This is a genomic window from Mesorhizobium sp. B2-3-11 (assembly GCF_006442215.1).
Taxonomy (GTDB): domain Bacteria; phylum Pseudomonadota; class Alphaproteobacteria; order Rhizobiales; family Rhizobiaceae; genus Mesorhizobium; species Mesorhizobium salmacidum.
The window spans coordinates 254,647-272,421 of the sequence record NZ_VFVS01000003.1 but is presented as its reverse complement, the minus strand read 5'-3'; the positions used below and the strand labels follow the sequence as shown (position 1 = coordinate 272,421).

Below are 17,775 nucleotides of genomic sequence, written 5' to 3'. Positions count from 1 at the left end.
AAAGCAATGGCCATGCTGTACGACATCCGGCTTCTGCTCCATTACGACTACGCCGCCGCTGCCGGCGGCGGCCGGCATCAGGTGCGGGTGCTGCCGCCGACCATTGGCGGCGTGCAGCGCGTCATCGCCGCTTCGCTGTCCTTTGAACCGGCACCCAATGAACGATCCGACTTTACCGATTTTTTCGGCAACAACGTTACCTCGATCGCGTTTCGCGACGCGCATGAAGCGCTCGACATAAGGATGAGCGCGCGCGTTTCGGTGTCGCGGCCCGAGCCTGGGCTCGACGTGTCGCCCGATATCGGCCGACTGAGGCGGGAGCTGGCGGCCGTGCGGTCGCTGGCGTCGGCGTCGCCGCATCACTTCCTGGCGGCAAGCGGCCACGCCGGCATGGATGCGGCGATCACCACCTATGCGCAAGACAGCATCGGTGGCTCGACCGCCGGCACGGCGATGAGCCTCTGCAAGCGCATCCACCATGATTTCACCTATGATGGCGAAGCGACCACGGTGCGGACCCTGGCCAGCGATGCCTTTCGGCTGAAGCGGGGCGTCTGCCAGGATTTCTCGCACATCATGATCGCCGGGCTGCGCGGACTCGGCATTCCGGCCGGCTATGTCAGCGGCTTCCTGCGAACCATTCCGCCCAAGGGCAAGCCGCGGCTGGAAGGTGCGGATGCCATGCATGCCTGGGTCAAGGTCTGGTGCGGGCGTGATGCCGGCTGGCAGGAGTTCGATCCGACCAACGGCATGCGGGCTTCCAACGACCATATCACCGTCGGTTACGGGCGCGACTATTCGGATGTGGCGCCCATCGTCGGCGTGCTGAAGACGACCGGCGGACAGGTCGGGGAGCAGGCTGTCGACGTCATCCCGGTGGTGCTCGAAAAGGCGTAAAAAAAGGCGCGCCGCCGGCTGTCCTTTCCGCCGACACAGATGCAGCGCATTGCCTCGCCGACGCCACCGGATCCTGCTTTCCAGACGGGGTGTGGAACCAGCAGTCTGCCCGCAACTTATCTACGGACATTTTGCGTGGAGCCGTCATGCTGCAGAGAACCGGATCGTCGCGTAGCCGATTGGCTGACTGTGATAGCGTACCCAAGAATCGACCACAGATTTCCGCCCGGGATACCGCGCTGACCTATGTCAGCGATGCCGAGCCCGGCATCCGCCGGCTGAAGGCTGGCAAGGGCTTTACCTACAAGGGACCGGACGGGAGAGCGGTCTCCGATGCCGACAGGGCGCGCATCGCGGCCATCGTCATTCCCCCGGCCTGGACCGATGTCTGGATTTCGCCCGATCCGAATGGGCATATCCAGGCGACCGGGAGGGATCAGCGGGGGCGCAAGCAGTATCGCTATCACCCGCAATGGGCCGAGGAGCGCGACGGTGTCAAATATTCGAGCCTCGTCGCTTTTGCCGAAAGCCTGCCGGACCTTCGGCGCAGAATCGACAGCGACTTGCGCCGTCACGGCCTGCCGCTCGAACGCGTCGTCGCAGCGGTGGTCTGGCTGCTCGACAACACGATGATCCGCGTCGGCAACGCGGCCTATGCACGCGATAACAAGAGCTTCGGCCTGACGACGTTGCGCGATCGGCATGTCGACATCAAGGGATCGAGCCTGCGCTTCGCCTTCAAGGGAAAGTCCGGCAAGGAATGGAGATTGAAGCTGGTGGACCGCCGCATCGCCGGGATCGTTCGGGGCGCGCAGGACCTGCCGGGCCAGAAACTGTTCCAGTATCTCGACGAGAGGGACGACAGACGCCCGGTCCGCTCCGACGACGTCAACCGCTACATCCGGGACGCCGCCGGCGACGCGTTCAGTTCGAAGCATTTCCGCACATGGGGCGGCACCATCCATGCCGCGTCGCTGTTTGCACAGACGGAACTGCCTGAAAGCCAGGCACAGCGAAAGCGGGCGATGAACAACATCATCGACAAAGTGGCCGAACGGCTGGGCAATACGCGCGCGGTCTGCCGCAAATGCTATATCCACCCGCAGGTCTTCGAGGCCTGGAGCGAAGGACGGCTGCTTGCCGAAATGGCGGAAGCCAACAAGCGCAAGCGATCCATAGACGGTCTCGATGAGGAGGAAGCGCTCGTGCTGAGATGGTTGAAGACGCAGGAGAGTCGATCGGCGGCAATCAGCGGCCGCTGAATCCGCGGCGTCTCGATTTTTTTTATCGACGCCATGTCGGGATCGGCCCTACTGTTTCGTCCTTTGCTACAGAAAGGACCCTCCATGCTCTATGCCATCCTCTGCTACGCCTCCGAAGATGTCGTCTGCTCCTGGAGCAAGGAACAGGACGACAAGGTCATGGCCGACCTGCTCGGTGTCCAGGAGAAGTATGCCAACGCCGGCCGGCTTGGGCCCGTGGCGCGGCTTTTGCCCACAACTGCGGCAACGACGCTGCGGAAAGTGAAAGGCGAATCGCTGGTCATCGACGGGCCGTTCGCCGAAACCAAGGAACAGTTCCTCGGCTTCTATACGCTCGATTGCGCTGACCTCGACGAGGCCGTCGAATTCGCCCGCGAGCTTTCCGAGGTCAACCCGAGCGGCGGTTCCTATGAGATCCGGCCGGTATCGGTGTTCCATCCAACCAGGGTTCCAGCATGACCGAATTCGCCTGGATAAGCTCCGCAATCAGCGCTGCCCGCCCACAAGCGATGGGCGCACTGCTGCGCTATTTCCGCGATCTCGATACCGCGGAGGAAGCTTTCCAGGACGCTTGTCTCAAGGCGCTGAAGAACTGGCCGCAGAACGGGCCGCCACGCGATCCGGCGGCCTGGCTGATCTTCGTCGGCCGCAACAGCGGCATCGACGCGGTGCGCAAGCGCGCCAAGCAAGCGCCGATACCAGAGGAAGACCAGATATCCGATCTGGAAGACGCCGAGAGCGATATCGCGGAGCGGCTGGACGGCGCGCATTACCGCGACGACATCCTGCGGCTGCTGTTCATCTGCTGTCACCCTGATTTGCCCGCAACACAGCAGATCGCAGTGGCGCTGCGCGTCGTCTCCGGCCTCACCGTCAAGCAGATCGCGCGCGCCTTCCTGATCGGCGAGAGCGCGATGGAGCAGCGCATCACCCGCGCCAAGGCGCGCATCGCGGACGCCGGCGTGCCGTTCGAGACGCCAGGCGCGGTCGAGCGCTCCGAGCGGCTCGCGGCGGTCGCGTCCATGGTCTACCTGATCTTCAACGAGGGCTATTCGACCAACAGCGGCGAGGCGCCGGCCCGCGCGCCTCTGTGCGAGGAAGCGATCCGGCTGGCACGGCTGCTGCTCAGATTGTTCCAGACCGAGCCGGAGATCATGGGGCTGACGGCGCTGCTTCTCCTGCAGCACGCACGCGCACCGGCACGTTTCGACGATGATGGCGAGATCGTGCTGCTCGAGGACCAGGATCGAAGCCTGTGGAGCCGCAAGATGATCGACGAAGGGCTGGCGCTGGTCGACAAGGCCCTGCGCCACCGCAAGCCCGGCCCTTACCAGGTGCAGGCGGCGATCGCGGCGCTCCACGCGCGGGCCGAGAAGGCCGAGGACACGGATTGGGTGGAGATCGACCTGCTCTACGGCCTGCTCGAACAGATGCAGCCGTCGCCGGTCATCACGCTCAACCGTGCGGTCGCGGTGGCCAAGGTGCGCGGACCGGAAGCGGCGCTGGCGATGATCGAGCCGCTCGAGCAGAGACTATCCGGCTATTTCCATTTCTTCGGCCTCAAGGGCGGGCTCTTGATGCAACTCGACCGGGGCGAGGAGGCACGCATTGCCTTCGACCGCGCCATTGCGCTCGCCAACACGGCGGCGGAAGCAGCCCATATCCGCATGCATATCGACCGTCTGATCAAGGACGGCGCCGTGCGCGCGCCGGCCAAAAAGGCAAACTAGACTAAGCGCCCTCTGCCAGTTCTGCTCCAAGGGTCGTCTGGCTCAATCGTGCAGCCTGGGCTTGGACCATGCCGGGGTGGCGATTTTCCCCTGAAACAGGTAATGGCACGCCATGATGGCCCCTTCCAGCCGCAACGGCGCGGGAAGGCATGGCGCAAGACGTTGACCCACGCCACACGAGCGGCGGGATCTGAAAGGGACAAAAATGACGATAGCGAAGGAAACGGCCGAGCTTCTGGCGAAATTGGGCGTGGCCAAGGAGGCGCTTGTCGGCGGCGACCTGATCGTGCGCAGCCCGGTGACGGGTGAGCAGATCGCGGCGCTGAAGACGATCTCGCCAGTCGACGCGGCAAAGACCATTAATGACGCCCACCAGGCATTCCAGTCCTGGCGGCTGGTGCCGGGTCCCAAGCGCGGCGAACTGGTTCGGCTGCTGGGCGAAGAACTGCGCGCGCACAAGACCGAGCTGGGCCGGCTGGTGTCGATCGAGGTTGGCAAGATACCCTCCGAAGGGCTCGGTGAAGTGCAGGAAATGATCGACATCTGCGATTTCGCCGTCGGTCTCTCACGGCAATTGTACGGTCTGACCATCGCCACCGAGCGTCCCGGCCACCGTATGATGGAAACCTGGCATCCGCTCGGCGTCGTTGGTGTCATCTCGGCTTTCAACTTCCCGGTCGCCGTGTGGTCGTGGAACGCAGCGCTGGCGCTGGTCTGCGGCGATGCAGTGGTATGGAAACCTTCCGAGAAGACGCCGCTGACGGCGCTTGCCTGCGAGGCGATCTTCAAGCGCGCGGTCAAGCGCTTCGGCGCGGACGCACCGCAAGGCCTGGCGCCGGTGCTGATCGGCGACCGTGCCGTCGGCGAGATCCTGGTCGATCATCCGAAGGTGCCGCTGGTTTCGGCCACCGGCTCGACCCGCATGGGCCGGGATGTCGGTCCGCGCCTGGCCAAGCGTTTTGCACGAGCGGTGCTGGAACTGGGCGGCAACAATGCCGGCATCGTGTGCCCGACGGCCGATCTCGACATGGCGCTGCGCGCCATCGCCTTCGGGGCCATGGGCACGGCTGGCCAGCGCTGCACGACGCTGCGCCGCCTGTTCGTCCATGACAGCGTCTACGACGCCTTGGTGCCGCGGCTGAAGAAGGCCTATCAGAGCGTTTCGGTCGGCAATCCGCTGGAGACCTCGTCGCTGGTCGGGCCGTTGATCGACAAGGCAGCGTTCGATGCCATGCAGAAGGCCCTGAGCGAAGCGACCGCCCATGGCGGCAAGGTGACCGGCGGGACACGGGTCGAGAATGGCCATCCGGATGCCTATTATGTCCATCCGGCGCTGGTCGAAATGCCAAAGCAGGTTTCGCCAGTAACGGAAGAAACCTTCGCGCCGATCCTCTACGTGATGAAGTATTCGGATTTCGACGCTGTGCTTGACGAGCACAATGCGGTGGGTGCCGGCTTGTCGTCGTCGATCTTCACCCGCGACCTGCAGGAATCCGAGCGCTTTCTCGGTGTCGACGGTTCGGATTGCGGCATCGCCAATGTCAATATCGGCACCTCAGGCGCCGAAATCGGCGGTGCCTTCGGCGGCGAGAAAGAAACCGGCGGCGGACGCGAGAGCGGCTCCGATGCATGGAAGGCCTATATGCGCCGCGCCACCAACACGGTGAACTATTCCAAGGCGCTGCCGCTCGCCCAAGGCGTCTCGTTCGACATCGATTGAGAAAGCCGCCCGCGATCAGTGTCGATCAAGCTCGGCGAGCATCAATCGACACAGGTGGAGGGTGTACACGCGGCAGTAACGCCGGACAGGCTCTGACGCCTGTCCAGCGTCGGCTTTTCGTGACTGGGCGCTGGCCGAGCCAGCCGACGCTGCCGAGGTCCTTGGCGTCGCGCAGCCACGCAAACGCGGAACCGGTCAATCCACCTGTTCTGGCACAATTCCGGACGGAAAACGCTTCACAGTTTTCCTGGAATGACTCTCATGCGCGGCGCTGCTCAGCCGTCGCCCTGCGATGCCGGAAAACAGGCCTTGAAGGCGGTGTCGACGACGGCCAGCTTGGCGGCCTGGACGGTCATGTATTCCTCGTAGAATCCGTGCGACACCCACATCACCGAATGGCCACGCTGACCAAGCCAGCCAATGCTGCCGAGTTCCTCCGCCGTGCGCAGTTTGCGGCCGAGATGGGTCCGCGACAGCTTGAGCCATTTGGCGAAGTCACCTATCGAAACCACGCCCGTCGGAATCCGCTCCAGGCCGGCGTGGTTGGGGTCGATGCCCGACATCAGCCAGTCCATGACGATGCCGCCATTGTTGAGCCAGATGAACAGGGAGAAGGTCTGGTTGGGTTCGCGCACCGGCTTGGACGCAAGCAGGCCGTCAGCCACCAGCGGCTGCAGCGTGGCAAGCATCTCGGGCCGCTCCAGGAATCTGACCAGCCGGTCGCCGCCGTCGATGTGGTCGAGCGTGCGCAGATGGGCTGTTACCCAGCCGGTGAATCGCTCGATGGTGGCCGCTGTCGGCTGCAGGGGATGCGTGCGGCCGTCGCCGCCCGCCACATACTCGGCGATGTTGTAGTGCAGCATCTCCTTGATGAAGGCGTCCGCCGTGTTGCGGCTGGCCACCGCGTTCTTGTGCACGACCTCGATGAAACGCGATACGGTCAGCTCCTTGCGGCGGTCATTCGGGTCTCGCCTGAAGTGCATGGCAAGGCCGACATGACCCAAAAGCCAGCGCTGCTGTGTGGCAAAGATGGAAGCCAGGCGCGGGCTTTCCTCATAGATGCGGATCAGGGACTGCGACTGTTCCTGAACGTAGCGGTGCAAGGCCGGATGGCCGGCTATGTCTTCCAGATTCAGCGCTGATCTCCCGATGCTTTGAATCAACTCGGATGGCGAGGTTGCGTTCCCCATTTTTCAGTCTTCAACACGCGTGTCCAGACGTACCAATTGCGGAGGACAGCGCCAGCCGAGCCACAGATCCACGGCGACGATTTCATGGCGCATTTCGCCAACTGCTTGCTATGGCTTGGAAAACACCTCCCAACAATGGTCAGCCGAACGGTGGGATCCAGCCACGCGAGCGGCGTCACGCGACGGTCGCCTGCAGGGGCCGGTTGCTGGTCCATGGCGGCGTCTTTCACCCCATCACCCGCGAAGTCGATTTCTGCTGGAAAGGTTCGATCCCAACTTCCGGCCGGAGTTCAGCCCGGCCTGGCGGGTCGCCTTCACTCGGCGGCCTGAACCTGGTTGGCCGCGATAATCGCGCGAATCTCGGACCGGCAGGAGCCGCAATTGGTGCCTGCCTTCAGCGCGGCGCCGATGGCGTCCACGGTGGTGCAGCCAGCGGCCGCGGCAGCCGTGATCTGGTTGACCCCGACGTTGAAACAGGAACAGACGGTCGCGCCGGCATCGGGCCGTCCGGCACCGGCGCGACCGGCAACGATCCTGAAGCGCTGACGCTGGCTGGCGTGGACCTCGCCGAGCTGCTCGGCCGCCCAGCCGCGCGACACCGCGACCGGACCTGGCGCGATGAACAAGGCACCCGTCAGATGCTCGCCATCGAAGGCGGCGATGCGGTGTTGGCCGGCCTCGCGGTCGTGATAGGCGAGAACTTCGGCATCCTCGGTATCGAAGAGCGAACCGGCGAAGGCCGTCCAGTCGACATCGTCATTGGCAAAGGCAAGCTCGACCCGCCAGCCGCCCCGGCATCTGGCTACCGCCCAGTAGTCGGCGGCCATCGTCGTGGGTCTTTTGCGTGTCACGGCAAAGCCGAAGGTCCTGGCGGTGAATTTCTCGATGCTGGCCGCGACATGCTTCAACGCCGGCTGGCCTGACACCGGATCGGTAAGCGATGCGGTGAGCGTGTCGAGCCGGGCCCTGGCGGCGAATTGGTCCGTCCAGTGCATCGGCGCGAACAGGCTGCCCCGGCGCTGGCGCGTGGTCACCAGCGCGCGGACCAGCACCTCGCCGCGCGGGGTCGAGACGCGTGCGATGTCGGCATCGCCAATTCCGTGGCGTTGCGCATCCACTGGGTGGATTTCGACCAAGGGCTCGGCGATGTGCTGGGACAGGCGCGGGCTTTTGCCCGTACGCGTCATGGTGTGCCAGTGGTCGCGGATGCGGCCGGTGTTGAGGATGAGCGGGAAGTCGGAGGTGATGCGGGTTTCGACGGTTGGGCGGATGGGGATGAAGCGTGCCTTGCGGTCGGGCGTGTAGAAGTTGCCGTTGGCGAAGAAGCGGATGGATTGGTGCCCGGTCGGGGTGAGGGGGGTGCCTGGGCTCGGCCCTGGCCATTGGAAAGGCGCTAGCGCGTCGTAGTCTTCGACACCAGCATAAGCGCCAATGTCGAAATCGCGCTCGCCGTCATTCTCGAATGCCGACAACGCGGCGTGCTCGGCAAAGATTTCCGCCGGCGTCTCATGCGCAAACGCCCCGTCAAAGCCCATGCGCCGCGCCACCTCGGCAATGATCCACCAGTCGGGCCGCGCCTCGCCGGGGACCGGCAAGAACGCGCGCTGGCGCGAGATGCGGCGCTCGGAATTGGTGACGGTGCCATCCTTCTCGCCCCAGGCCGTCGCCGGCAGCCGGACATGGGCATGGCGGACGGTGTCGGTCTCGGCCAGCACGTCCGACACTACGACGAAGGGACAGGCCTTGATCGCCGCTTCGACGGCGCCTGCATCCGGCATCGAATCGACCGGGTTGGTGGCCATGATCCACAGCGCCTTGATGCGTCCGTCGGCAACCGCCTTGAACATATCGACCGCCTTGAGGCCCGGTTTCCCTGCAATCGCCGGCGCATTCCAGAAGCGCTGCACGCGTTCGCGATGCTCGGGGTTTTCGATCTCCATATGGGCGGCGAGCATGTTGGCCATGCCGCCGACCTCGCGGCCGCCCATGGCGTTGGGCTGGCCAGTGACAGAGAACGGCCCGGCGCCCGGTTTTCCGATACGGCCAGTGGCGAGATGGCAGTTGATGATCGCATTGACCTTGTCGGTGCCCTGGGACGACTGGTTGACGCCCTGGCTGTAGACGGTGACTGTCTTCTCCGTCCTGGCGAACAGGCTGTAGAAACGGCCGAGCTCGTCTTCGCTGAGCCCCGTGGCGGCAGCGACGCCGGCAAGGTTGAGCGCCGAGGCGGCGAACAGTGCTTGTCCAAAGCCGGACGTATGCGCCGTGATATAGGCACGATCGAGCGCATTGTGCTGGCCGAGCCAGGCGAGCAGGCCGGTGAACAGGGCGACGTCGCCATCCGGCGCGATCGCCAGATGCATGTCGGCGATGTCAGATGTCACGGTGCGGCGCGGGTCGACCAGCACCACCTTCATCTCGGGCCGTTTTTCGCGGGCGGCCGCGATGCGCTGATAAAGCACTGGATGGCACCAGGCGAGGTTGGAGCCGACCAGCACGATGAGATCGGAGAGTTCCATATCCTCGTAGGTTCCCGGCACGGTGTCCGAACCAAACGCGCGGCGGTGGCCGGCGACCGAGGACGCCATGCAGAGACGCGAATTTGTGTCGATGTTGGCCGAGCCGACAAAACCCTTCATCAGCTTGTTGGCGAGGTAGTAATCCTCGGTCAGCAACTGGCCGGAGACGTAGAAGGCGACCGCGTCGGGACCATGTTCGGCAATGGTTTGACAGAAGGTCGAAGCGACGAGGTCGAGCGCCTTGTCCCAAGACGAGCCGTGGTCGTGGATTTGCGGATGGAGCAGCCGGCCGTCGAGGCCGATGGTCTCGGCGAGCGCGGAGCCCTTCGAGCAGAGCCGGCCGAAATTCGCCGGATGATCGGGGTCGCCACGGACGGACACCTGCCCGTCCGTGGCGATCTTTGCCAGTACGCCGCAGCCCACCCCGCAATAAGGGCAGGTGGTCCTCACCTCGCGTGCTTCGTCAATCTCCATGGTTCAGGCCGCGCGGCTGGCCAGCGCTTCCAGCGCGATGAACAGGCGCTCGCCTTCCCGCTTCACCGGGATAGTGCGCACGGCGCCCTCGTCGGCGCCAAGCGCCTTGCCCGTCTCCAGCGAGATCACCCAATTGTGCAGAGGACACGTCACGGCCGCGCCATGGACGATGCCCTGGCTCAGCGGTCCGCCCTTGTGCGGGCAATGGTCCTCGATGGCGAAGACCTCGTCGTCCGCCGTGCGAAAGACGGCGATCTTGCCTTGCGGTGTGGCGACACAGCGCGCGCCGCGCCGGGGAATATCGGAGATGGTGCCGATCGCGATCCAGTTCATGATTGTCACTCCGCCGCCTGCGCAAACCCGACCGAGGCCATGGGCCGGAACTCGTGCTTGTCCTTGCCGGAGACGCGCTCGGACCACGGATCGACCTGGGCGAATTTCTGCGAAAAGACAAAGCGCTCGTAGTAGGCCTGGCGCTTCTCGCCGTCGTCCATGATCTGGCGCTTGACCTCGGCTATGCCGACGCGCTTGGCCCATTTGTAGATGCGTTCGAGATAGCGGCCCTGCTCGCGATACATCTGCGTCAGCGCCACGATGTGCTGCAGCGCTTCGTCTTCGGTCCTGACCAGGCCGAGCACTTCCGTGCCCTTGATATCGAGACCGGCGGCACCGGCGAAGTGGATCTCGTAACCACTGTCGACGCAGATCACGCCGACATCCTTGCAGGTCGCCTCGGCACAGTTGCGCGGACAACCCGATACCGCCATCTTGACCTTGGCGGGGGTCCACGAACCCCACATGAATTTCTCGATGCGGATGCCGAGCCTGGTCGAATCCTGCGTGCCGAAGCGGCACCAGTCGGAGCCGACGCAGGTCTTCACTGTGCGCAGGCCCTTGGCATAGGCATGGCCCGAGACGAAGCCGGCCTGGCCGAGATCGGCCCACACCGCCGGCAGGTCCTCCTTGCGGATGCCCAGCATGTCGATGCGCTGGCCGCCGGTGACCTTGACCATCGGGATCTCGAATTTGTCGACGACGTCGGCGATGGCGCGCAGTTCGGCCGCATTGGTCACGCCGCCCCACATGCGCGGCACCACCGAATAGGTGCCATCCTTCTGGATGTTGGCGTGGACGCGCTCGTTGATGAAGCGCGACTGGTAGTCGTCGGCATACTCGTCCGGCCAGTCGCAGACGAGATAGTAGTTGAGTGCCGGCCGGCATTTGGCGCAGCCGCAGGAGGTCTTCCACTCCAGTTCCTGCATGACCGCCGGAATGGTCTTCAGGTGCTTGGCCTTGATCAGCCGGCGTACTTCGTCATGGCCGAACGTGGTGCAGGAACACATAGGCTGCACCGCGGCCGGGTTGTAGGTGTCACCAAGGGTCAGCACCATCAGCTTTTCGACCAGCCCTGTGCAGGAGCCGCAGGAGGCCGACGCCTTGGTGTGGGCGCGGACGTCGTCGAGCGAAGTCAGGCCCTTGCCCGTGATCGCGCCCGTGATCTTGCCCTTGCAGACGCCGTTGCAGCCGCAGATTTCCGCATCATCCGGCAAGGCTGCAACGGCCGCCATAGGGTCCAGCGGGGCACCCCCCTGGTAGGACTGGCCGAAGATCAACGTATCACGCATTTGCGATATGTCGGTCTGCTTCTTCTTCAGGTCGTTGAACCAGGCGCCGTCAGCCGTCTCGCCATAGAGCACGGTGCCGATGATGCGATCATCCCTGAGCACCAGGCGTTTGTAGACGCCGGCGGAAGCGTCGCGCAGCACGATCTCCTGGCGGTCGTCGCCATCGGCGAAGTCGCCGAGCGAAAAGAGGTCGATGCCGGTGACCTTGAGCTTGGTCGGCGTGTCCATGTGGACGAAGGCGGCGGTCTCGTCGCCGGCAAGCTGATGAGCGGCAACACGCGCCATCTCGTAGAGCGGCGCCACCAGCCCGTAGACCGTGCCGCCCACCTCGGCGCACTCGCCGAGCGCGAAGATGTCGGGGTCGTTGCTGCGCATCCCGGCATCGACGACGATGCCGCGGTTGACGGCGATGCCTGCATCCTTGGCCAGCGCCGCATTCGGCCTGATGCCGACCGCCATCACCACCAGGGTCGCCGGGATGATTGTGCCGTCGGCGAGTTCCACCTGCTGGACCTTGCCATTGCCTGTGATCGCCTGGGTGTTGGCCTTGGTGATGACCTTGATGCCGCGTTGTTCGACGGCGCGCTGCAGGAGATAGCCGGCGGCCGGATCTAGCTGGCGCTCCATCAGCGTCGGCATGACATGCAGCACGGTGACATCCATGCCTTGCGAATTCAGCCCGGCCGCGGCCTCGAGCCCGAGCAGACCGCCGCCGATGACCACGGCCTTGGCGCGCGACTGGGCGGCAAGCATCATAGCGCGGACGTCATCCAGGTCGCGATAGGTCAGCACGCCCGGCAGGTTGTGGCCCGGCACCGGGATGATGAACGGCACCGAGCCGGTGGCGATGACAAGCTTGTCGTAGGGCTCGGTCACGCCGTGATCGGAGGTGACGGTCTTCGCTTGGCGGTCGATGGCTACGATCTTGTGACCCTTGTAGAGGGTGATGCCGTGCTTGATGTACCAGCCGTCGCCATGGATGATGATTTCCTCATAGGCCTTTTCGCCTGACAGCACGGGCGACAGCATGATGCGGTCATAGTTCACGCGCGGCTCGGCGTTGAAGATGGTGACGGCGTAGCGGCCCGGCGCCTGTTCCAGCAGATGCTCCAGCATGCGCCCGGGGGCCATGCCGTTGCCGATGATAACGAGTTTTTCGGTCATGTGCTTACTCCGCTCCCGTGTCACTCTGCGGCGTAGGAAAGGTCTGGAGCTTCGGCGGCTGTCGCGCGCTCCATGCGCCGGATGGAAAAGTGCATCCAGGCAAAGCAGGTGACGACGATCAGGAAGAGCAGCATGAAGCAGCTCGACCAGACGCCGGTGAGGTCGTTGAGCGCGCCAAAGGCGATCGGCAGGATAAAGCCACCGAGACCGCCGATCATGCCCACCACACCACCAACCGCGCCGACACTCTGTGGATAATAGGCGGGAATGTGTTTGTAGACGGCGGCCTTGCCAAGGCTCATGAAGAAGCCGAGCACGCAGGCAACGGCAATGAAGGCGAGCGGGCCGATCTCGAAATGGAAGGCGATCGGCCCGCTGATGCCGCGTACGACGTAGTCTGCCGAGGGGAGAGACAGAATGAAGGTCGCGACGGCACTGACCGCGAAAGTCCAATAGAGCACGGTGCGGGCGCCGATCCGGTCGGAGAGCACGCCGCCATAAGCGCGGAAGACACTTGCGGGAATTGAATAGGCCGCGCCGATCATGCCGGCGGTCGCGAGACCGAAGCCGTAGACGCCGATCAGATAGCGCGGAAGCCACAGCGACAACGCCACGAACGCACCGAAGGCGAAGAAATAGTAGAAGGCGAAGCGCCAGACCTGCAGGTTCTTGAGCGGCGCGAATTCCTGCCAGAAGCTCCTCACGGGTGTCGCCTTGCCGGCACGGCGCTCGCGAATGACGGGGTCATCGCCGGTGGTGAACCAGAAGACGACAGCCATGACGACGAGTGCCGCCGCCCAGATCAGCGCAACCGACTGCCACCCCCAGGAAAGAAGCACGAACGGCGCCAGGAACTTGGTGACCGCGGCCCCGACATTGCCGGCACCGAAGATGCCGAGGGCCGTACCCTGCTTGCCGGCGGGGAAGAAGCGCGAGACGTAAGACACGCCGACGGCGAAGGAGCCGCCGGCTAGCCCGACGCCGAGCGCGGCGACCAGCATCTGCGCGTAGGTGTGCGCAAAAGCCAGCAGGAAGGTCGCGATTGCCGCCGCAAGCATGGTCGCGGTGTAGACCAGCCGCCCGCCAAAGCGATCGGTCCAGACGCCGAGCACCATGCGCACGAGGGAACCGGTGAGGATCGGCGTGCCGACGAGCAGGCCGAATTCCGTCTCATTCAGCCCGAGATCCTGCTTAATGCGCACGCCGATGATCGAAAAGATCGTCCACACCGCGAAGCAGACGGTGAAGGCGATGGTGGACATTACGAGCGCCTGCCGGGGAGCAGTGTCCTGGCTGGGCGCGGCTGGGAGATTTGCGGTCATGTCAGGCTCCGGTTTGCGGCATCGCCGCGCTCGTTCTTGGGTGGTGAATGCGGTGCGGCATAGGTCAGCGCGAAGAGGCCGCGCCTTGCGCGATCACTTGCGGAGCCTTGCCCTCTGGTTTGGTGCCGGTGGGAAACAGCAGGAGCGCCACGGTGAACAGCACCGCGGTCATCGCGCTGCTCACCAGAAAATCGCGGCGGGTGAAATCCTTCAGGGATGTTGTTCCGATCCGTTTCGTCATCGTCGTCTCCGGTTGGGCGCCTTGGGAACGGCGCTCCGTTGATTGCGTGTTCGGGTCCAAAACAAAAAAGCCGCCGTCCAGGCCCTCGCGTCCGTACATCCGGGATCGCGTGTAGACCTGAGCGGCAGCTTTGCCTGTGGCGCCCGCCATTGGACGCCTGTTCGATTGCCCGAGAAGGGCTCGTTTATTTCAATGCAGGAACCGTGCCAGTTTCTGAACTGGCTGGAATGTCTAACGAAATCAGTTAGATCGCCGACTCATGGTTCGGTCGCGCCAGCAACGGATAAGGTCAAACATTGACCAATCCGGTCGATGGATCGCATAAATTTTGTGCAATGCACAAGAATGGCGCGCGAATGATCAGCGGCGCGACTGGCTCGCAATATAGGCGTCGATCTCGTCGGGATCGAAGATCTGGCCGTCGAAGAAGCCGTCCGGGCCAAGCACCAGGCTCGCGCCCGCCGAGCCCACCGGCGTCGCCACCTTCAGCGCGCCCTCGACCTTGGCATTGGCGCCGGGCAGCGCGACGCCGAGCGGCTTCAGCGCCGAGCGGTACAGGTCTGGCCGGTAGCAATCGCGGGCGATGGCAAGGTTTTCCGGCGTGTGCGCGACATGCCCCCAGCGGACCATCTGCGTGTAGAACCACAGCGCATGGCTTTTCCAGGGGAAGTTGGCCGCCTTGTCGAACGGCACGAAGAAGTCGTCGATGTCCAGCTCCGCCCCGCCGCCCAGCCGGAGACGGCCAGTCAGGATCGGCATCTGGACGGCCGGCGGCAGGCCAAGGAAGCCACGTTGCGCCATCACCGCGGCCAATTCGTCGCGGTTCGCGGGATCCTGGCACCAGCGCGCCGAGTGATGCAGTGCGCGCAAGAGCGCCGCCAGTGCCTCGGGGCTCTGTTCGGCCCAAGCCTTGCGCGCGCCGATCACCTTCTCGGGGCTGTTGCGCCAGAGCAGCGCCTTGACGGTGACGATATGGCCGGTGCCAGCTGCCACGGCGGCGCTGTTCCAGGGTTCGCCGACGCAATGGCCGTCGATGCGGCCGGCTGCCAGCGCGTCGGCCATGAAGGGCGGCGGCACGATGACGATCTCGATTTCGCGCGAGGGATCGATGCCGCAGGCGGCAAGCCAGTAACGCAGTTCGTAATTGTGCCCGGAATGCGGATGTACGACGGCAAAGCGCAGTGGGTCGCGGCCGGCGGCCGCCCGCTCGCGGATGAACGCGCCAAGGGCCGCGCCGGCGCGCGCCGGATCGAGATCGGGCACGGCGCCGTGCGCCTCCATGCCCGCCCAGACGGCGTTGGAGATGGTGACGCAGTTGCCGCCGAGCCCCAGCGAAAAGGGCACGATGGTCTCGGAGGCGAGGGGGGTGAGGCCAAGATTGCAGGCGAGCGGCATCGGCCCGAGCATGTGCGCGAGGTCGAAATGGCCGATGGCGATGCGGTCGCGGATGTTGGCCCAGGAGGTCTCGCGGTGCAGCGTGAGATCGATGCCTTCGCGCGCGGCAAAGCCCAGTTCGCCGGCAGCGACCAGGACGGCGCTATCGAAAAGCGGCATGAAGCCGGCGGTGATCTGGTGCTCGGCGCCCATGTCTATTCGTCCTCCGCCGGTCCGAGAAGCCCGGCGGCAGTCACCAGGCTCTGGGCGATATCGCTGATCTTGCGATTCTGGTTCATCGCCGTCTTGCGCAGCAGCGTGTAGGCGGCCTCTTCGGTCAGGCCGCGCGACTTCATCAGGATGCCCTTGGCGCGGTCGATCACCTTGCGGCTCTCGAGCTCGCTGCGCGCCTCTTCCAGCTCGCGCGCCATGCGCGAGAAAGCGTTGAAGCGGCTCACCGCCATGTCGAGGATCGGCTTGACGCGCTCCTGCCTCAACCCGTCGACGACATAGGCCGAAACGCCGGCGTCGACCGCCGCCTCGATCGAGGCCTGGTCGGAACGGTCGACGAACATGGCGATCGGCCGCTTCACCGCGCGCGACAGCTGGAACATGTTTTCCAGCATGTCGCGGTTGGGGTTTTCCAGGTCGATGACGATGACGTCGGGCTCGATCTCGGCGATGCCGCGCGCAATGCCGCTGACGTCATGGATGACGGTGACCCGCTCATGGCCCGCCTCGCGCAAGCCGGCCTCGATTATCGAAGCGCGGATGCGGTTTTCATCGATCACCAGGACGGCGAGTGAAGTTCGGATCATGCCGGCATTGTGGGCATGCTGGGGAATTTGTGCAATGCGGCAATAGCCGCGTCCGTGGAAAGGCGACGGACGTCAACGGCTATCCTTGGCGGCAATCCGCCAAGGATAGGATCAGGAGACGGAGCGGCCTCAGCCGCAGACGCGAACGTCCTCGAACACCCTGTGGTGGTGGCGCCAATGCACGATCGTTTCCGTGTGGCAGCGGTGGTGCCGGCGGTGCCAGCGGTAGCCGCCATTGTCGTAGTCTTCGTACTGAGCGTTCCGGTCGCCATCGTATTCGTTGTCATAACGGCGCACATGATGACGGCGAACGACAATCCCGGAATCGTCATCCGAGGAATATTGGTTGTCGTCATCGGACTGAATCGTCAAACTTGCGGCTTGCGTTGGCGCAATGACTGAAGCCGTCGCGGCAAACGCCAATAGGGAAGCCAAAATCACCTTCTTCACGTTTCGTCCTCCTGGGGTTGACTGGCATCAACTCGCAACAGGAGGAGCTTGTTCCAGGGTACATACCACACGCTTTCCAACGCGGCGGACATCAAGACGTGACCGACGCGCGGCAAAAATCACTACAAGTGGACGAAGGCGGTCAGCGGCAGATGATCGGAGGCCACGCGCGACAGCGGCGTGTCATGCGCTTCGACGGCCGCGATGATGCCGTGCCGGTTGGCCATGATCCGATCGAGCGCCAGCAGCGGCAGGTTGGACGGGAAGGTGGGGACTGCCGGTGGCTGCGGGCCGAAGGTCGCGTGCAGCGTGTTCAGCGCGGAGCGGTTTCCGAGCCGCCATTCGTTCAGATCGCCGAGCAGGAGCGTCGGCTTCTCATCGGGGCTGTTCATGAGATCGAGCACGACCTGGGCCTGTTGCGAGCGGGAGCGGCGCAGCAATCCCAGATGGGCCGCGATGATGCGCAAGGATTGATTTCCGTCGAAATCGATCTCGGCCACCACGGCGCCGCGCGGTTCGAGACCCGGAAGCCTGATCTGATGCACGTCGCGAACGACGCCCCTTTTGAACAGCAGGACATTGCCGTGCCAGCCGTGGCCTTTGCCCGTTGCGGAAATGGGCACCGGCACGAGGCCGGTTTCCAGTTCGAGACGGTGCAGGTCGAGAAGCCCGACACGGTCGCCGAAACGATTGTCGGCCTCCTGCAGGGCGATGACGTCGGGGGCGATCTCGCGGATGACGCGGCTGGTGCGGTCGGGATCGAATTTGCGGTCGACGCCGATGCATTTGTGGACGTTGTAGGAGGCGACCAGCGTCCCGGTGACGCCGTCCTTCTTCGGCGACAAGGCGTTGGCCTTGCGCATCCGCCTGTCGCGAATGGACAGGAGCATGCTGGCCGGCAGGCTGCGCCCGCTCATTCGCATAACGCGCCCATCATCCCTACGGTTCTCACCATGTACCTAGAAATAGAGTCTTTCGGCCGATGTTCC

15 protein-coding genes are annotated in these 17,775 nt (G+C 64.4%); 5 read left to right on the top strand and 10 right to left on the bottom strand.

The genetic code is table 11. From position 1 onward, the window contains the following. Positions 1 to 12 precede the first annotated feature (12 nt). The 5 genes from FJ960_RS06720 to FJ960_RS06700 all read left to right on the top strand — a co-directional run bounded on the left by FJ960_RS06720 (position 13) and on the right by FJ960_RS06700 (position 5,609). Positions 13 to 897: a transglutaminase family protein gene (locus tag FJ960_RS06720; protein WP_140712668.1), complete on the top strand. Its 885-nt coding sequence runs from the start codon at positions 13 to 15 to the stop codon at positions 895 to 897. Between the two features lie 146 nt (positions 898 to 1,043). Beyond that, positions 1,044 to 2,159, top strand: a complete 1,116-nt coding sequence (locus FJ960_RS06715) for a DNA topoisomerase IB (protein ID WP_140712666.1) — start codon at positions 1,044 to 1,046, stop codon at positions 2,157 to 2,159. Between the two features lie 84 nt (positions 2,160 to 2,243). Then, complete coding sequence (locus FJ960_RS06710) at positions 2,244 to 2,618, top strand: YciI family protein (RefSeq protein WP_015315946.1); 375 nt, start codon at positions 2,244 to 2,246, stop codon at positions 2,616 to 2,618. Continuing rightward, complete coding sequence (locus tag FJ960_RS06705; RefSeq protein WP_140712664.1) at positions 2,615 to 3,889, top strand: RNA polymerase sigma factor; 1,275 nt, start codon at positions 2,615 to 2,617, stop codon at positions 3,887 to 3,889. Before FJ960_RS06710 ends, FJ960_RS06705 begins: the two co-directional genes overlap by 4 nt. Positions 3,890 to 4,094: 205 nt before the next feature. Continuing rightward, entirely contained in the window at positions 4,095 to 5,609 is a 1,515-nt protein-coding gene (locus tag FJ960_RS06700) for an aldehyde dehydrogenase family protein (protein WP_140504081.1), read from the top strand. 275 nt (positions 5,610 to 5,884) lie between these two features. Here FJ960_RS06700 and FJ960_RS06695 read toward each other — a convergent pair whose 3' ends face one another. The 10 genes from FJ960_RS06695 to FJ960_RS06650 form a co-directional block, all read right to left on the bottom strand. Beyond that, positions 5,885 to 6,799: a hypothetical protein gene (locus FJ960_RS06695; protein WP_140712662.1), complete on the bottom strand. Its 915-nt coding sequence runs from the start codon at positions 6,797 to 6,799 to the stop codon at positions 5,885 to 5,887. Positions 6,800 to 7,113: 314 nt separating this feature from the next. Beyond that, positions 7,114 to 9,792 carry a nitrate reductase gene (locus FJ960_RS06690; RefSeq protein WP_140712660.1) on the bottom strand — a complete coding sequence of 893 codons (2,679 nt, stop codon included), beginning with the start codon at positions 9,790 to 9,792 and terminating at the stop codon, positions 7,114 to 7,116. Between the two features lie 3 nt (positions 9,793 to 9,795). Beyond that, complete coding sequence (gene nirD, locus FJ960_RS06685) at positions 9,796 to 10,125, bottom strand: nitrite reductase small subunit NirD (protein WP_140504078.1); 330 nt, start codon at positions 10,123 to 10,125, stop codon at positions 9,796 to 9,798. 5 nt (positions 10,126 to 10,130) lie between these two features. Beyond that, on the bottom strand, positions 10,131 to 12,581 hold the full coding sequence (gene nirB, locus FJ960_RS06680) for a nitrite reductase large subunit NirB (RefSeq protein WP_140712658.1): 2,451 nt from the start codon (positions 12,579 to 12,581) through the stop codon (positions 10,131 to 10,133). Positions 12,582 to 12,601: 20 nt separating this feature from the next. Beyond that, positions 12,602 to 13,903 carry a nitrate/nitrite transporter gene (locus FJ960_RS06675; RefSeq protein WP_140712656.1) on the bottom strand — a complete coding sequence of 434 codons (1,302 nt, stop codon included), beginning with the start codon at positions 13,901 to 13,903 and terminating at the stop codon, positions 12,602 to 12,604. A gap of 64 nt (positions 13,904 to 13,967) precedes the next feature. After that, positions 13,968 to 14,294, bottom strand: a complete 327-nt coding sequence (locus tag FJ960_RS29415; RefSeq protein ID WP_181166645.1) for a hypothetical protein — start codon at positions 14,292 to 14,294, stop codon at positions 13,968 to 13,970. 210 nt (positions 14,295 to 14,504) lie between these two features. Continuing rightward, positions 14,505 to 15,731, bottom strand: a complete 1,227-nt coding sequence (locus FJ960_RS06665; protein WP_181174161.1) for a CmpA/NrtA family ABC transporter substrate-binding protein — start codon at positions 15,729 to 15,731, stop codon at positions 14,505 to 14,507. Positions 15,732 to 15,733: 2 nt separating this feature from the next. After that, positions 15,734 to 16,336 carry an ANTAR domain-containing response regulator gene (locus tag FJ960_RS06660; RefSeq protein WP_140712652.1) on the bottom strand — a complete coding sequence of 201 codons (603 nt, stop codon included), beginning with the start codon at positions 16,334 to 16,336 and terminating at the stop codon, positions 15,734 to 15,736. Positions 16,337 to 16,465: 129 nt separating this feature from the next. Beyond that, positions 16,466 to 16,786, bottom strand: coding sequence for a hypothetical protein (locus FJ960_RS06655; protein WP_140712650.1), 321 nt, complete (start codon positions 16,784 to 16,786; stop codon positions 16,466 to 16,468). 122 nt (positions 16,787 to 16,908) lie between these two features. Further along, the gene (locus FJ960_RS06650) at positions 16,909 to 17,709 is read right to left on the bottom strand and encodes an endonuclease/exonuclease/phosphatase family protein (RefSeq protein ID WP_140504068.1); all 801 of its coding nucleotides are present in this window, start codon (positions 17,707 to 17,709) and stop codon (positions 16,909 to 16,911) included. Between the last annotated feature and the right edge of the window lie 66 nt (positions 17,710 to 17,775).

Bases quoted from the DNA above. Each gene is read 5' to 3' on its own strand.
- FJ960_RS06660 (WP_140712652.1), bottom strand. From the start codon at position 16,336: ATGATCCGAACTTCACTCGCCGTCCTGGTGATCGATGAAAACCGCATC.
- FJ960_RS06695 (WP_140712662.1), bottom strand. From the start codon at position 6,799: ATGGGGAACGCAACCTCGCCATCCGAGTTGATTCAAAGCATCGGGAGA.
- nirB (WP_140712658.1), bottom strand. From the start codon at position 12,581: ATGACCGAAAAACTCGTTATCATCGGCAACGGCATGGCCCCCGGGCGC.
- FJ960_RS29415 (WP_181166645.1), bottom strand. From the start codon at position 14,294: ATGGCGGGCGCCACAGGCAAAGCTGCCGCTCAGGTCTACACGCGATCC.
- FJ960_RS06720 (WP_140712668.1), top strand. From the start codon at position 13: ATGCTGTACGACATCCGGCTTCTGCTCCATTACGACTACGCCGCCGCT.
- nirD (WP_140504078.1), bottom strand. From the start codon at position 10,125: ATGAACTGGATCGCGATCGGCACCATCTCCGATATTCCCCGGCGCGGC.
- FJ960_RS06715 (WP_140712666.1), top strand. From the start codon at position 1,044: ATGCTGCAGAGAACCGGATCGTCGCGTAGCCGATTGGCTGACTGTGAT.
- FJ960_RS06690 (WP_140712660.1), bottom strand. From the start codon at position 9,792: ATGGAGATTGACGAAGCACGCGAGGTGAGGACCACCTGCCCTTATTGC.
- FJ960_RS06650 (WP_140504068.1), bottom strand. From the start codon at position 17,709: ATGCGAATGAGCGGGCGCAGCCTGCCGGCCAGCATGCTCCTGTCCATT.
- FJ960_RS06700 (WP_140504081.1), top strand. From the start codon at position 4,095: ATGACGATAGCGAAGGAAACGGCCGAGCTTCTGGCGAAATTGGGCGTG.
- FJ960_RS06665 (WP_181174161.1), bottom strand. From the start codon at position 15,731: ATGGGCGCCGAGCACCAGATCACCGCCGGCTTCATGCCGCTTTTCGAT.
- FJ960_RS06675 (WP_140712656.1), bottom strand. From the start codon at position 13,903: ATGACCGCAAATCTCCCAGCCGCGCCCAGCCAGGACACTGCTCCCCGG.
- FJ960_RS06705 (WP_140712664.1), top strand. From the start codon at position 2,615: ATGACCGAATTCGCCTGGATAAGCTCCGCAATCAGCGCTGCCCGCCCA.
- FJ960_RS06710 (WP_015315946.1), top strand. From the start codon at position 2,244: ATGCTCTATGCCATCCTCTGCTACGCCTCCGAAGATGTCGTCTGCTCC.